This window comes from Snodgrassella sp. B3837, from assembly GCF_026535955.1.
GTDB classification, from domain to species: Bacteria; Pseudomonadota; Gammaproteobacteria; order Burkholderiales; family Neisseriaceae; genus Snodgrassella; species Snodgrassella alvi_E.
Genome location: NZ_JAFNPI010000010.1, coordinates 1 through 15,001, shown reverse-complemented (window position 1 = coordinate 15,001; position 15,001 = coordinate 1). Strand labels below are relative to the sequence as shown.

Below are 15,001 nucleotides of genomic sequence, written 5' to 3'. Positions count from 1 at the left end.
TAATTAACGATATTTTTGCAATTGTAAGTGGATTTTGGCCATTCTGTCCTGCAATTGCGCCAGCTCACTGCGGTCTTTTTCAACCAGATGTGCCGGTGCCTTATCGGTATAGCCAGGTTTGGCCAGTTTGGCAGCTATCTTGTCGATGTTTTTCTGAAGTTTTTCAGCTTCTTTTTGCAGGCGTGCTGTTTCAGCTGCTTTATCGACTTCCACTTTCAGCATGAGGCGTGCGCCCTGACACACTGCTACGGGAGCATCGTCACTTTCTGGCAGATGTGACACCTGTGTGGCTTCACTCAGACGTGCCATCAGTGGCAAATAGGGCAGTAACGTGCTTAAATCAGCAGCACTTTCAAGTAACAGTGGCACTTTCACACTCATCGCCAGCCCCATTTCGCCGCGTAGATTGCGAACGGAATTAACCAGTTCCTGCAAATAATGCATCTGGTCTACAGCTTCGCTGTTAATCAAGCTACTATCAGGTTGTGGCCAATCTGCCAGCATAATGCTGTCGGTGTTTTTAGCATTAGCCAATGGTGCGATGGTTTGCCATAGCTCTTCTGTAATAAACGGCATAATCGGATGCAATAAGCGCAATACTGTTTCCAGTACCCGTACCAGGGTGCGTCGTGTAGCACGCTGCTGTGCTTCGTCACCGCGCTGAAGTTGAGTTTTAGCTAACTCCACGTACCAGTCGCAGTATTCATTCCAGATAAATTCATATAAAGTCTGTGCCGCCATGTCGAAGCGATATGTATCTAGTTCCTCGCTAACGGCAGAAATGGTTTGTTGCAAACGAGTCAGCAACCATTTATCCACAAAACTGTAGCTTAACGGCAGACTTTCATCCTGTCCGCAGTCGTGGTTTTCAATATTCATTAGCACAAAGCGGCTGGCATTCCACAATTTATTGCAGAAATTGCGATAGCCTTCAGCGCGTTTGAAATCAAAGTTGATACTGCGGCCAAGACTAGCATAGCTTGCCATGGTAAAGCGCAGTGCGTCGGCACCAAATACCGGTATGCCGTCTGGAAACAGCTTTTGAGTCGCTTTAATGACCTGAGGTGCTTTTTCCGGCCGGCGTAAACCAGTCGTGCGTTTAATGAGCAGGTTTTCCAAATCGATACCATCAATCAAATCCACTGGATCAATGACATTGCCTTCGGATTTGGACATTTTCTTGCCTTCATTGTCGCGCACGATACCGTGAATATACACATCGTGAAACGGCACTTTACCGGTAAAGTGAGTAGTCATCATAATCATGCGTGCTACCCAGAAGAAAATGATTTCATAGCCGGTTACCAGCACCTGAGAGGGCAGGAACGCCTTTAATTCATGTGTGTCTTCCGGCCAGCCCAGCGTAGAGAAAGGCACCAGTGCCGAAGAAAACCATGTATCCAGCACATCTTCATCACGTGTTAATACCGCATCCGTACCGGCCTGTGCCTGTGCTTCGGCGGCATTGCGTGCCACATACACGTGGCCGTTCTGGTCATACCATGCCGGTATCTGATGTCCCCACCATAGTTGGCGTGAGATACACCAATCCTGAATGTTATTCATCCATTGGTTATAGGTGTTGACCCAGTTTTCTGGAATAAAGCGTATTTGTCCGCTTTCCACTGCATGAATACATTTTTCGGTTAAGGATTTGCCTTTAAATTCCGATTCTGGTTCTGGATGCGCTACATCGTTGTTGGCGCTACGCGTCATGGCCACAAACCATTGGTTGGTCAGCATCGGTTCAATCACACTGCCAGTGCGGTCACCCTTAGGCGTCATCAGTTTGTGTTCTTCAACCTTAAGAAGTAGACCTTCTGCTTCTAAGTCGGCCACCATTTGTTTGCGCGCAGCAAAGCGGTCCAGACCAGCATATTTAGCTGGCAGCTCGATACCAGCTTGTTCTTGTCCCTGAAAATCAAATACTTCAGCCTGAGGAAGGATTTTTGCTTCCAGACTGAGGACATTAATCAGTGCCGTCTGATGGCGTTTGCCTACTTCATAGTCATTGAAGTCGTGTGCTGGTGTGATTTTCACACAGCCGGTACCAAATTCTTTATCCACATATTCATCGGCAATCACTGGAATAGTACGGCCGGATAAAGGCAATATCAGTTGTTTCCCGATAAAACCAGCATAACGTTCATCGTCAGGATGGACGGCTACTGCTACATCACCGAGCAAGGTTTCTGGGCGGGTAGTGGCCACAATCAAGCCATTATCTGGATCATCAGCCAGTGGATAACGGATGTGCCACATATGGCCGTTTTCTTCGATATTTTCCACTTCCAAATCAGATACCGCAGTACCCAATACTGGATCCCAGTTCACCAGCCGTTTACCACGGTAAATCAGCCCCTGCTCAAACAGCCGTACAAATACTTCGGTCACGACTTTTGCACGCTCATCATCCATGGTGAAATATTCACGGCTCCAGTCTACCGAACATCCTACACGGCGCATTTGTTCGGCCATGGTGCCGCCGGAAAATTTTTTCCAGTCCCATATTTTGGCGATAAATGCTTCTCGACCCAACTCATGACGGGAAATATTTTCCACAGCCAGCTGTCGTTCCACCACTATTTGCGTTGCAATACCAGCATGGTCTGAGCCAGGAATCCAGCACACATTTTCACCTTTCATGCGGTGATAACGGGTGAGTCCATCCATAATGGTCTGGTTGAATGCATGCCCCATATGCAGCGTACCAGTTACGTTCGGCGGGGGGAGCTGAATAGAGAACGACGGTTTGCTTAAATCCATTGACGGGGCAAAATAGCCGCGTTCTTCCCATTGCTGATACAAGCGGGTTTCAATTTCACTGGGAGAATATTGGGTGTTTAACATGGTTAATGAGTAGCAAAAAATCAAAAAATAAGAGTCTGATTATAACCCATGCGTAGAAGCATGGTTTAAGACGATGCACTTTTATCAGATTGTGAACAGAAACAATTAGCTTCTAAATTTTAATAGAATAATATTTAGCCATATGCTTCGTTACTTCTATAAGCTTTTCTAACCAGGACAGTATGCCTTACAAGCCTATGCGCTGAATACAGGCTGGCCAGCACAATTAGAACAGCAAGCAAAAAAGGTATTTTAGTGTCAAAATATTTATCTGATGCTGACATCAAATAAAATATTAGCACAGCCTCAATAAGTTGTTTTTTATGGCATATGTGCCAGCATTAAGCCGACGTAGCTGGGAAGGAAATTAAGTTTGTGGTTAAAAATAAATTTTGTTGAACATTGTACCGGAAAAGGTGACATATTTTGGCTGAGAAGAGGTAGGAGCATATATCTGTGCATGTAGTTTATAGTATGTCGTGATTGTGGGCTCGTTGCCTTCTGGTACTGTTGATAACATATTATTTCTATTTTTTTTTGTCATTCTAGAGATAGTGGCAGAACTAAGTTGAAACCATGTTTATAGTTGTTTTAGTTTAAGAATGGTACAAGCAGTAATTAAATTAATTTCATTAATGTCTAAAGTATTACAGCTTAAGGTGTGAACATAAGGAGTAATATTTTGCTAATGTATTAATTGGCTTGTGAAGTAGCCATAGTGCAAATGGCTTAGAATAGATAAATTAAAATCTGGAAATAGCTAAAAACAAAAATTTATGTCTGAATCTAAGTATAAATAATTCCCGCTGAATAATAGTGATTTACAGGCTTATTCAGGGGAAAGTTTTTAAAGGGTGATTAAATAATGTGTCCGTTTATCTGAGGATAATCAACGGTAATAATCATGTCTGTTACTGCCATCGAAAGCAGCCTGATTTCAGGCAACATTTCCTAAAAGCTGCGGCCAGAACCGCACGGGCAACGGTCATTGCGCCCGAGCTTTTCATGCAGAACTTTATCGCCATGCACAATCCGCACCAGACCACGCTTTACACTGGTTTCAGACGGGTAGCCTTTGCGGCGTTTGTTGGTTGGCTCAAAAAAAGCCTTTATCATTAATTTTACGCATCATTGTACTCCTTATTTTATATCGAAGTAATCAAGACAAATTTAATTGCCATAATCATTTTAGACTAAATGCATAATAATGTGCAGTGTCAGATAAAAAAACTGCCTGAATTAAAATTCAGGCAGTGCGTTAGGAGGAGAAATTATTGCGGCATAATACCTTTCATGCCTTTAGCTAGACGCATTAGCTTGCCCATGCCGCCTTTGGTAAATGATTTCATCATTTTCTGCGATTGTTCAAACTGGCGAAGCATTTTATTCACTTCCTGCACACTGACACCGGAGCCATTGGCAATACGGCGTTTGCGGCTGGCCTTAATCAACTGAGGGTTGGCGCGCTCTTTGGCCGTCATCGAATTAATAATGGCCTCCACTCGACCCATGGCTTTTTCAGCGGTGCCTTCCGGCACTTGCTTGGCCATTTGTCCCATGTCACCTGGCAGTTTGGACATAATCGATTCAATACCGCCCATTTTGCGCATCTGCTGAATCTGTGCTTTAAAGTCATTCAGGTCAAAACCTTTGCCTTTGTGCAGCTTTTTTGCCATCTGCTGCGCGGTTTTTTCATCAATGCCTTTCTGCACGTCTTCAATCAAAGACAGTACATCACCCATCCCCAGAATGCGCGAGGCTAGGCGGTCAGGATAGAATGGTTCAAGACCATTGATTTTTTCGCCTACACCGATAAATTTAATCGGCTTACCTGTTACATGGCGTACCGACAGCGCCGCACCGCCACGGGCATCACCGTCCATTTTGGTTAACACTACACCAGTCAGGGGTAGGGTATCATTAAATGCCTGTGCCGTATTTACCGCGTCCTGACCCTGCATGGCATCAACCACAAACAAAGTTTCCACCGGATGAATTGCGGCATGAATCTGTTGGATTTCATCCATCATTTTCTGGTCGATAGCCAGCCGGCCGGCGGTATCCACCATCAGCACATCATAAAAATGCTTTTTAGCGTGATCCAATGCATTCAAGGCTATGTTTACTGGTTGTTCACCTTCGTGTGACGGAAAAAAGTCCACTTCAACCTGCTGAGCCAGTAATTTTAATTGCTCAATCGCAGCTGGCCGGTACACGTCTGCAGAAACTACCAGCACTTTTTTCTTCTGGTCATTTTTCAGCAAGCGTGCCAGCTTACCGACAGTGGTGGTTTTACCGGCCCCCTGTAAACCGGCCATCAGAATTACTGCCGGAGGCACTGCTGCCAGATTCAGACTACTGTTCTGTGTGCCCATCAGCTCGGTGAGCGCATCATTTACCACCCCGATAAATGCTTGTCCGGGTGTCAGGCTGCCAATGACTTCTTGGCCCACCGCACGTTCTTTTACTGAAGCCATAAATTTTTTTACAACTGGCAGGGCAACATCGGCTTCTAATAATGCCATGCGTACTTCACGCAAAGCATCTTTGATATTGTCTTCATTCAAACGCGCTTGTCCGCGCAGGGTTTTCGCAATTTTACTAAAGCGATCTGATAGATTATCTAACATCGGAACCATCTCCGGCTAATTGTAAGCAGCCTGTATCTGTCGGGTGAAAATTGCCAGTTTCTGGTCAATTCACACAGTAAATGGGTAGGATAAGAAGCAATTTGGTTATAAAATGGCAACCTGTTGTGATGCCTGCTCAGTTTCTGAGCAGGCATCACAATAAATAAATGCCTATTTTACACTACGCGCGCCAAAATTTGGCGCGCTATTGCTGCGGAAAAATCATGAGCTTATTGCTGCTGGTGCTTATTTTTGCCTATGCCGCACTTTCGGTGCTGGCCTGGCGGTGTTGGCAACGTCATACTGCTGTGCCCTATCCGTTGCGAGGTGAGCAGCTCTTGTTGCTGTCAGTATTGCTGCTGCATACTTTTACAGTATGGCAGCCAATGTTGCAGCAACGGGTACTGTTGGTGGGATTTGGTCACGCACTCAATCTGATTACCTGGTTAATGGTGCTGCTGTATTGGGTGGGTAGTTTTCGCTATCGTTTACAGGGATTGCAGCTGGCGCTGTTTCCTTGTTCGGCAGCGGTGCTGCTGTTGGCCTGGCTGCTGCCTGGTCAGCCTACCGCTTATCCCATGCATAATAGCGCATTCATGATACATGTTTTGTCGGCATTGTTGGCGTATGCCCTATTTGGCATCACCACATTGCTGGCGGTGCTGATGCTGGTGCGTAACCATTATCTGCATCGACGCAAAACAGTACCTCAGCAATCTTTTCTGCCGCCATTGCTGTCCATTGAGAAATTAATGTTTCAGGGTCTGCAAGCAGGATTTGTGCTGCTGACTATTGCGGCAGTTAGTGGCACGGTGTTTTCCGAGGCCGTGTTTGGCGAGCCGGCACGCTTAACCCATAAAACGGTGTTTGGCGTGCTGTCGTGGCTAATCTATTTGGTTATCCTGCTCCGACACCATACACAGGCTTGGCGCGGAAAAAAAGTGGCATGGTGGGTCATTGTGTCATTTGTCAGCCTAATGCTGGCTTATTTTGGCAGCAAGTTTGTGCTGGAAATTTTGTTTTAGTCTTTTTGTTTTAACTAGTAACACCCTGATTTGTAACCATAGGATATTTGAATGAGTGACTTACAATCGTCAGTTGACAGCCATAAGAAGAGCGCAGCTGAACAACGTTTAGCCACACCTGAAGGACGACGAGAATTTATTAAGGCAACACTTTCCTGCTGGCTTGGTACCACCATGGAATATGTGGATTTTGCTTTATACGGCCTCGCCGCAGGCCTAGTATTTGGAGATGTGTTTTTCCCAGAATTAACCCAGACAATTGCTTTGCTTTCAAGTTTTGCCACTTATTCAGTAGGCTTTATTGCACGCCCAATTGGTGCCGTTTTCTTCGGGCGCATGGGTGACCGCAAAGGAAGAAAATTTGTACTGGTCACCACCATCGCTCTGATGGGCATTTCCACCACTCTGATTGGTTTTATTCCCAGCTATGCCACTATCGGACTATGGGCACCTCTGATGCTGGTGATATTGCGTTTTGTGCAAGGCTTTGGTGCCGGTGCTGAGCTTTCTGGTGCTACAGTTATGCTCGGAGAATATGCTCCGCCCAGACACCGCGGCCTGATTGCGTCTATTATTGGCATTGGTTCCAACAGTGGCACATTGGTGGCTTCTGCGGTATGGTTATTGGTGTTAATGCTTGATCCAGAAGATGTGAATAGCTGGGGCTGGCGTATTCCGTTTATTCTCAGTGCCCTGATTGCGGTTGCTGCCACACTTATCCGCCGCCATGTACGCGAAACACCCGTGTTTGAGCAGGAACAGAACGAATCAAAACAATCTGATTCACAAACTACTAATGCCAAACCGGCACCAGCTGCCAAAACTTCATTCCTGGCACGTAATAAAGCATTTTTTGTAATGCTAGGCTTGCGAATCGGCGAAAATGGCCCATCTTACCTCGCGCAAGGTTTCGTAATCGGCTATGTAGTTAAAATTCTGCATGTGAATAAAACTGTGGCTACCACTGCGGTATTTGTCGCCTCATTGCTAGGATTCTTTGTGATTCCTTTTGCTGGTTGGTTGTCTGACCGCTACGGACGCCGTATCGTTTATCGCTGGTTCTGCTTTCTGCTGATGCTGTATGCCGTGCCAGCTTATATGTTTTTGGAAACGCGGGATCCTTTTATCGTAGCTAGCATTATTGTTGTGGGTATGTGTCTGGCTTCATTGGGTATTTTTGGTGTGCAGGCAGCCTATGGCGTAGAATTGTTTGGCGTGCGCAACCGCTATTCCAAAATGGCATTGGCCAAAGAACTGGGTGGCATTCTATCTGGCGGTACCGCAGCCTTAGTTGCTTCAGCCTTGTTTGATCATTATAAAACTTGGTGGCCGATTGCCATATACTTTGTTTTAATGGCTGGTATTGGCTTTATCACTACATTCTTCGCTCCTGAAACTCGTGGTCGCGATCTGAATGCAGTGGAAGACGCCATTTAGAGCTTATACAATCTGATTGAAACATCTATAACGGAGTCAGAGCTACTGACTCCGTTGCAATTGAGGCATAGGTAATCCTTATGAAGCGCATCGTGATTGACTGTGATCCGGGTAATGGCATTGCAGGCGCAAATGTAGATGATGGTTTGGCATTGGCACTGGCACTGGCTGCAGACTCAATCAAACTCGAACTCATTACCATCGTAGCCGGTAATACTCCGCGCGACACCGGCTATCAGGTCGCTCGCCAACTGATGCAGGAACTAAATCAGAGTATTCCTGTCGTTAAAGGTGCCGCACAGGCACTGATAGAGCCTGCTGCTCCTTGGCGCGAACAGCTGGATAATAATGTACGTAAACAAGGATTGCTGTCACTGTGGGATAGTTTACCTCCGGTACTGCCACTCAATGATAACAGTGCACCACATGCAGCACAGGCGATTGGCGAGCTAGTGTGCAGCAATCCTGGTGAAATTACTGTGGTTGCAATCGGTCCGTTAACCAATATCGCTCACACAATTCAGCTTTATCCCGATTTTGCTCGTTCTGTGGCCGAAATTGTTATCATGGGTGGTGTTTTTAAAGTAGAAGGCTATTTGAAAGATACCAATTTTGCCGTTGATCCTGAAGCCGCCAAAATTGTGATTGAAAGTGGAGCCAATATCACCCTGGCACCACTGGATGCCACCACACAGACTATGCTCACACATCAGGATCTGGATAGGCTAGAAAAATTTGCTAATCCGCTTACTGACTTTATCGTCCGCACCTCACGTCCGTGGATGGACTATTCCATTCAAACTCGCCATCTGGCTGGTTGCTGGATTCACGACGTATTATGCGTTGCTAAACTGATAGACAGTAATGTTGCTACCTCGTCACCTTATATTGTAGATGTATCCACCACCCGCGACTGTACCCGTGCCAGCAGCCGGCGCTGGAAAGAAGGCACACTGCGACTCACTGTAGGCATGCCTGAAGTGAAACATAGTCCAATCAATGTAATGGAACACGTCGATAACCAGCGTTTACTGGAGATAATTTTCAACGCATTGGGTCAGTTCCGCTGCTGAAAAGCAAAGACAAGCCATACCAGTAGCTTAAAATTTTCATAAAGTCATTAATCACAATAAATCGGTTCTAATTAACCTGCCGTTGCCAGAACGCTAAATTGCAGTACAGATATTGCAATTGTTTAAGCGTATCGTTAGGATAAACGCGTAATACAAGAGAAATCAGCAGGTATTTATTGTGAACGTAATCATTACACATTATTCTTTTCCTGTTTTGTTGCGACACAAAACAGGAGAGTAGTATGTTAACCAAAATCAGCCAGAAGCTGCCTGAGTTATCAGCGGCTGAAAAACGCGTAGCCGAATGCGTACTGGCACAAACCAAATGGTTTGTGCATGCAGCCGTGGCTAATATTGCTAAAGAAGCACGTGTCAGCCAGCCTACCGTCATCCGTTTTTGCCGCAGCATGGGTTACAGCGGTCTACCCGAATTCAAGCTTAATCTCTCTGCTAGCATTGGCCACGAAGGCATGCCTTATGTGCATGAAGAACTCAACAGCACTGATTCCATGCAGGATGTGCTGAACAAGGTTATTGCCAATACGGCTGCTACTGTGCTCGGTAGCCGCAAATCTCTGAACGCTTCCGAACTGGATACCGCTGTCAGAATGATGGCTACAGCACGGCGCATCGAATTTTATGGCGCTGGCAATTCCGGTATCGTGGCTATGGATGCACAGCACAAACTGTTTCGCTTTGGACTTTCCACCGTGGCGTATACCGACAGTCACGTACAACTGATGGCAGCAGCTGTATTGTCACCGCAGGATGTGCTGGTGGTGATTTCCCATTCCGGTTCTTCACGTGATTTATTAGACGCCATTAAAATTGCCAAAGGCAATGGTGCCCGAATTATCGGCCTTACCCGTGCCGGTTCACCGGTAGCGCAGGTCTGCGACTGCGTTATTAGCGTGGTTACTCCTGAAGACAGTGAAAAATACACTCCCATGATTTCACGCTTGTTGCAGCTAATGGTTATCGACATGCTTACCATCGGGCTGGCATTACATCTGGGTGAGAACGTTAGTGAAATGCTGGCCAAAACCAAAGCCGGCGTTAAGCTGAAATTTCTGCAACACTGATGACAATAGTGGCATAAGTACCCGTCTGATTTATCTGAAGCATTACAACAATTAACCGTATTGAAGCAGCTTCAGGTATGATTCAACCTCAAAATCTTTGGTAATCCTGCTATTCAAACCGAAACTAAACTGGCTGCACGATACAGCCACTTGGATTATAGCCGGATTAAAAACTTAAATTGGTCGCCATGGAATAAGCGCAAGTGAGTAATAAAACCCGACAAATCAAACGTCAAGCCGAACAACAATCTGCCAAAAAAAACACTACTGCAACAGCCGCTGAGCAAAAACGAGGTTCTGCTGTACTGGTAGGCATAGTAGGTGCCTGTCTGCTGGCTGGTGGTCTTTATATTGGCGGCTGGTTTAATCTGGTAACACCAGCACAAATTCAGCGGTGCGAAACTGAAGTGAGACAAACTTATCCACAGTTAGCTGACCAGCAGGCTTTGCTGCCCAAATGTAATAACCGCCATATGATTGAAGGTATGAGTAGTCCGGCTAGCCAGAAACTGAGTGCCAAACAAGTATTAGACAGTCTGGATGTAGGCAAAACTGTTGATCTGGTTTCTATGTTTATCGGAGGTGCGCTGATTGGAGCCGCCATCGCCGCCTTTGCTGCCAGCTACCGCATTTTTCAGCGCAAGCGTGGCAAAAGCGTGGACTGACACAGCTTAATTTATTTCAACCCAGCATGTAAATTCTTACTGGGCTAAATAAATACTGTATCATTAACCATTATTTACCAATTATTCTAAAATGCAGACATGAGTAAAAAACTTATCCGAACATGGTTTACCGCTGTTGTTTTCCTGTTGTTCAGCCTGAATGCCTATGCACAGAAACCTTTTCATCTGCAAAACGGCGACCTGATATTTATAGAAGAATGTGATGGCGGTATGAATAGCGCCATCAAAGCGGCTACAAGTGGGCTTGATGGCTATAACTTTACCCATGTTGGCATCGTCTGGCAGAAAAAAAATGGTCAGAATAGCATCATTGAGGCCACTCCGCCTAAAGTCAGAATTACCCCAGTGCAAACCTATTTGCATCCGAAAAACCAACAATGTACACCACGTGCAGTGGTTGGCAGATTAAAAGCCCAATATCAGCCTCTGATCCCTTCTGCCATTACTTTTGCCAAACAGAAAGTGGGCAAACTGTACGATAATGCCTTTAATATTCACAACGACCAATATTACTGCTCCGAATTAATCTATCAGATTTTCAAAGAAGCCAATCATGGTAAAGAAGTATTTCCATTGCGCGCCATGACCTTCAAATCAAAGGAAACCGGCGAATTTCCAGTTTACTGGGTAGAACATTTCAAAAAAATGGGCATTCCTATTCCTGAAGGAGAACAAGGAAACAATCCCGGAGATATGTCTCGTTCAGATTTAATTGATATTGTGCATTTTTATCAGTAATTAACGTATAAAACAGGACTTCTTTATTCTGCCTATCTGGCAAATTGGATAAAAAGTCCTGATATAAAATCAGCTATTTATATTGTAATCATTAACTCACTGTATTCTATTTAGTCCGTTTAAATAAAACACAGCTCTTGCTTTTAAAAAATCCAGTAGAGAAAAAATGTAATCTCTCTAATCAATCTAAGAGAGATTTGTTTTCCAATTGCTGAAAATAATTATTAATTTATATGATATTGTCTCGGATTTTCCGATATCAGATAATCGATAAAGTGGAAATAAATTCTGCAACAGTCTCTTAGGCTAAACAATGGCAAAAACTTGCCAAATAGAAGCTATGGATATTAGTTTTGAATGAAGGCAAATCGAAAGTAAAACATAGCTTACTATCAGCATCATTACTGACTTGGTGCTAAATATTTTATTTTTGACCCGAATAATAAATATAGGTAATTAGTCGTTTAAAAAATCAATTAAAATTTTTCGCCGCATGAGCAAGAAGCTTGGGCTAACCTGATACCTGTTTTACTGGCATGGCAACGCTGTTGAGTCTCAAGCATTTTAAGCTATTTTTATTATTTCACTGTTGAATATACTTAGATTATTATTGAATAAGCTTACATTTCTCAATTATAATGTTGCTTTCATTATTATCTGTAAAGATATGCTATTTACTGTTCTGAAATCGGTTTTTGGCGTGAATAAAAATATATTCTGTCTCTAATTTATTGTGTTAAATCGGAATTTTTGATAAGTGTCTACAGCTAGCGTACCCTCACCAGTACAGGAAATCAAAAGGGGGCTTATTACCGCTCTGCCTCTTATGCTCAGCTTTATTCCATTCGCAATGGTATTGGGTGCACAGGCTATCCAAAAGGGCATGAGTACAGGCGAAATATCACTGCTTACTGCTCTGAACTTTGCTGGTGGTTCTGAATTCGTTGCCGTAAATTTATGGACATCCCCGCCGCATATGCTCCTCATTGCTCTGATGACTTTACTCGTCAATAGCCGTCATATTCTTATGAGTGCAGCACTTACCCCTTACCTAAGCGCATTGAGTAAACGTAAAGTACTTGCCTCCCTCTTTTTTATGTGTGATGAAAGCTGGGCACTGACTTTTACCGATATTAGAAAATCTCCAGCGCAGACATTCAGTTATTACTTTTTTCTTGGTAGTGGCGTTGGCCTCTATCTGTCCTGGGTGGGTTTCACTACCTTAGGTGCTCTGATAGGACCGCTTATTGGAGATGTCTCCCATTATGGTTTTGATATGGCCTTTGTTGCCGTCTTTCTGGTTTTAATCAAGGGCATGTGGAAAGGGATTAAAGCTGCTATCCCATGGGTAGTAAGTTTGTTAGTAGCGATCGTTACTTACAATTTGCTGCCAGGTGCTTGGTATGTATTGCTGGGTACACTGGCAGGTCTGGCACTGGCATTTATTATGGCGGCGTATGATTGATTTATCGGCTTTATGTACCATTTTGGCCATGGCGGCAGTAACGTACATTACAAGAATAAGTGGCTATCTATTACTCCGTAGACGAAAACTGAGTCCCCGTCTCACTCGCGTACTGGAATCCATTCCTGGCTGTGTACTGATCGCGGTGATTGCACCGGCTTTTGCTACAACTCAGCCAGCCAATCTATTAGCAGTAATCATCACCCTACTGCTGGCGTGGCGATTTTCTCTATTGCCCACCGTTATTTTAAGTGTCGGCATTACTGCTGTATTGCGCCATTTACTGCTTTATTAAATCAGACTGTTTCATCCGATAATCGCCCTATATTGGATGAAATTATATTTCTATAAATAAAAAATAATGTAAAAACAATTTGTTTGTTCATATCATTCAGTTGCCCCAATCAGAATAAATAAATCAATTCCTGATAAGAAATGCTGAGTAACCAGCACTTAAACACACTGTTTTTCAGGCAAATTAAAATTGTTTTTAGTTGTTAATTATTGTTTTACAAATAATAAAATTATTTTTAACCATCATTTAAATTAAACTTGTATTCGCCGCAAGGGGTGGGAATACTGTTTTTTTTCCGTTAACATGGTAATAGATGTTGTTTCGCAATTCATAATTTAATTACAGAATGATAAAGGAACTAAAATGAGCAATGCATTGATTGAAGCCATTGAAAAACGTCGTACCCAATATGCACTTGGCAAGAATATTACTCAGGAGCAGGAAGAAATCACAGCATTGGTAGAACAAGCTGTAAAGCTGTCACCATCTGCTTTTAATTCACAAAGTTCACGCGTTGTGATTCTATTTAATCAGCAAAGTGAAAAGTTTTGGCATATCGTTATGAATGAATTGCGTGCCATCGTACCTACCGACAAATTTGCGCCTACCGAAGCCAAAATCAACGGCTTTGCCGCAGGTATTGGTACCATATTGTTTTACGAAGATCAGCAAACCATTGCCGGCCTGCAACAGCAATATCCGAGTTATGCTGAGCAGTTCCCGATTTGGTCAGAGCAGGGAAGCGGTATAGCTCAGTTTGCGGTATGGACAGCACTAGCCAATGCCGGAATCGGTGCCAGCCTGCAACATTATAACCCGTTGCCAGATGCAGCTGCCGCCAAAGAATGGCAAATACCCGATAGTTGGAAACTACGCGCAATGATGCCTTTTGGTTCCAATGAAGCACCTTTCCCTGAGAAAACCTTTATAGACGATACCGAACGCTTCAAAGTTTTTTATTAAATAAAATGCTAAATATTTGCCGTGAATGAAAAGAGAAATTATCCGGCCGGATTGATTATCAATCCGGCTTTCTTTTAATGAGTGACAGAGATGCAATATCTTATTTAATTATTCAGAAAAATAGCTTAACTTTCTCAAAAAATGCGATAAGCAGCAAAATATGTGTAAGTTATTTCAAAATATTGATTCTAAACAAAAATATTATTTTTTTACTAATTAAAAACCTTTAATTTATATTGGTATTTATATTATTTAAATAAAAATACCAAATAAATACATAAAATAGCAATTTATCATTAATAAGTATTGATAATCGCAATAAAATGCTAATATAGAGTTTATTAATTTTTAATGTATACTGATTTAGGAATATATTCAATATCAGTAATTTTATTTTATATTTATCTTAAAATCAATTAGATATATCATAATAATGATATTTTTTTGTACCTAAATTTCTTAAAATATAAACACTATTTTTCTTGATATGATGTTCCATTTCATTATCTGATAATAATCAACTCAGTTGTAATTATCGCAATCTAACTTTAGAATTAACCAACTTTAACATTCAATAAGCATTAAATGAAATGCGTTTAAAAAAAATTGTCGTGCTTGTATGGCTGCTGAGCAATGGAATGGCAACTGCTTACGCCTCGCCGGTAACAGAAGTAACTTCCCAGCTAGACCGTCAGCAGCAACAGCAAATCATTCGCGAACAGCAGCGTCAGCAGCAGTTTCAACAGCAAATGCAGCC

12 protein-coding genes are annotated in these 15,001 nt (G+C 43.3%); 9 read left to right on the top strand and 3 right to left on the bottom strand.

The window, feature by feature from the left end; all coding sequences use genetic code 11:
- Nucleotides 1-3: 3 nt before the first annotated feature.
- The 3 genes from J3U67_RS03520 to ffh form a co-directional block, all read right to left on the bottom strand.
- On the bottom strand, nucleotides 4-2,850 hold the full coding sequence (locus J3U67_RS03520) for a valine--tRNA ligase (RefSeq protein WP_267403825.1): 2,847 nt from the start codon (nucleotides 2,848-2,850) through the stop codon (nucleotides 4-6).
- A 951-nt stretch (nucleotides 2,851-3,801) separates the two neighbouring features.
- A complete protein-coding gene (locus J3U67_RS03515; protein WP_267403823.1) occupies nucleotides 3,802-3,966 on the bottom strand; it encodes an SEC-C metal-binding domain-containing protein in 165 nt (54 codons plus the stop codon).
- A gap of 155 nt (nucleotides 3,967-4,121) precedes the next feature.
- The gene (gene ffh / locus J3U67_RS03510) at nucleotides 4,122-5,480 is read right to left on the bottom strand and encodes a signal recognition particle protein (RefSeq protein WP_267403821.1); all 1,359 of its coding nucleotides are present in this window, start codon (nucleotides 5,478-5,480) and stop codon (nucleotides 4,122-4,124) included.
- A gap of 224 nt (nucleotides 5,481-5,704) precedes the next feature.
- Here ffh and J3U67_RS03505 point away from each other — a divergent pair, with 224 nt between their 5' ends.
- From J3U67_RS03505 to J3U67_RS03465, 9 genes are all read left to right on the top strand, one after another.
- Nucleotides 5,705-6,505, top strand: coding sequence for a cytochrome C assembly family protein (locus J3U67_RS03505; protein WP_100140783.1), 801 nt, complete (start codon nucleotides 5,705-5,707; stop codon nucleotides 6,503-6,505).
- A 51-nt stretch (nucleotides 6,506-6,556) separates the two neighbouring features.
- Nucleotides 6,557-7,942 (top strand): MFS transporter, encoded by a 1,386-nt coding sequence (locus J3U67_RS03500; protein ID WP_100156567.1) that lies wholly within the window; start codon nucleotides 6,557-6,559, stop codon nucleotides 7,940-7,942.
- A gap of 80 nt (nucleotides 7,943-8,022) precedes the next feature.
- The gene (locus J3U67_RS03495; protein WP_267391601.1) at nucleotides 8,023-9,015 is read left to right on the top strand and encodes a nucleoside hydrolase; all 993 of its coding nucleotides are present in this window, start codon (nucleotides 8,023-8,025) and stop codon (nucleotides 9,013-9,015) included.
- A gap of 242 nt (nucleotides 9,016-9,257) precedes the next feature.
- Entirely contained in the window at nucleotides 9,258-10,097 is an 840-nt protein-coding gene (locus J3U67_RS03490) for a MurR/RpiR family transcriptional regulator (protein ID WP_100140695.1), read from the top strand.
- A 203-nt stretch (nucleotides 10,098-10,300) separates the two neighbouring features.
- Nucleotides 10,301-10,762 carry a hypothetical protein gene (locus tag J3U67_RS03485; RefSeq protein WP_267391604.1) on the top strand — a complete coding sequence of 154 codons (462 nt, stop codon included), beginning with the start codon at nucleotides 10,301-10,303 and terminating at the stop codon, nucleotides 10,760-10,762.
- A gap of 99 nt (nucleotides 10,763-10,861) precedes the next feature.
- The gene (locus tag J3U67_RS03480) at nucleotides 10,862-11,521 is read left to right on the top strand and encodes a YiiX/YebB-like N1pC/P60 family cysteine hydrolase (protein ID WP_267403819.1); all 660 of its coding nucleotides are present in this window, start codon (nucleotides 10,862-10,864) and stop codon (nucleotides 11,519-11,521) included.
- Nucleotides 11,522-12,347: 826 nt separating this feature from the next.
- On the top strand, nucleotides 12,348-12,986 hold the full coding sequence (locus J3U67_RS03475; RefSeq protein ID WP_416384674.1) for an AzlC family ABC transporter permease: 639 nt from the start codon (nucleotides 12,348-12,350) through the stop codon (nucleotides 12,984-12,986).
- Entirely contained in the window at nucleotides 12,979-13,281 is a 303-nt protein-coding gene (locus tag J3U67_RS03470; protein ID WP_100140690.1) for an AzlD family protein, read from the top strand. The genes J3U67_RS03475 and J3U67_RS03470 overlap by 8 nt, the downstream gene beginning before the upstream one ends.
- Before the next feature lie 363 nt (nucleotides 13,282-13,644).
- Nucleotides 13,645-14,244, top strand: coding sequence for a nitroreductase family protein (locus J3U67_RS03465; RefSeq protein WP_267391609.1), 600 nt, complete (start codon nucleotides 13,645-13,647; stop codon nucleotides 14,242-14,244).
- Nucleotides 14,245-15,001: the final 757 nt, after the last annotated feature.

Excerpts from the sequence above, each read along its gene's own strand:
- J3U67_RS03520 (WP_267403825.1), bottom strand. The coding sequence starts at position 2,850 with ATGTTAAACACCCAATATTCTCCCAGTGAAATTGAAACCCGCTTGTAT.
- J3U67_RS03515 (WP_267403823.1), bottom strand. The coding sequence starts at position 3,966 with ATGATAAAGGCTTTTTTTGAGCCAACCAACAAACGCCGCAAAGGCTAC.
- ffh (WP_267403821.1), bottom strand. The coding sequence starts at position 5,480 with ATGTTAGATAATCTATCAGATCGCTTTAGTAAAATTGCGAAAACCCTG.
- J3U67_RS03505 (WP_100140783.1), top strand. The coding sequence starts at position 5,705 with ATGAGCTTATTGCTGCTGGTGCTTATTTTTGCCTATGCCGCACTTTCG.
- J3U67_RS03500 (WP_100156567.1), top strand. The coding sequence starts at position 6,557 with ATGAGTGACTTACAATCGTCAGTTGACAGCCATAAGAAGAGCGCAGCT.
- J3U67_RS03495 (WP_267391601.1), top strand. The coding sequence starts at position 8,023 with ATGAAGCGCATCGTGATTGACTGTGATCCGGGTAATGGCATTGCAGGC.
- J3U67_RS03490 (WP_100140695.1), top strand. The coding sequence starts at position 9,258 with ATGTTAACCAAAATCAGCCAGAAGCTGCCTGAGTTATCAGCGGCTGAA.
- J3U67_RS03480 (WP_267403819.1), top strand. The coding sequence starts at position 10,862 with ATGAGTAAAAAACTTATCCGAACATGGTTTACCGCTGTTGTTTTCCTG.
- J3U67_RS03475 (WP_416384674.1), top strand. The coding sequence starts at position 12,348 with ATGCTCAGCTTTATTCCATTCGCAATGGTATTGGGTGCACAGGCTATC.
- J3U67_RS03470 (WP_100140690.1), top strand. The coding sequence starts at position 12,979 with ATGATTGATTTATCGGCTTTATGTACCATTTTGGCCATGGCGGCAGTA.
- J3U67_RS03465 (WP_267391609.1), top strand. The coding sequence starts at position 13,645 with ATGAGCAATGCATTGATTGAAGCCATTGAAAAACGTCGTACCCAATAT.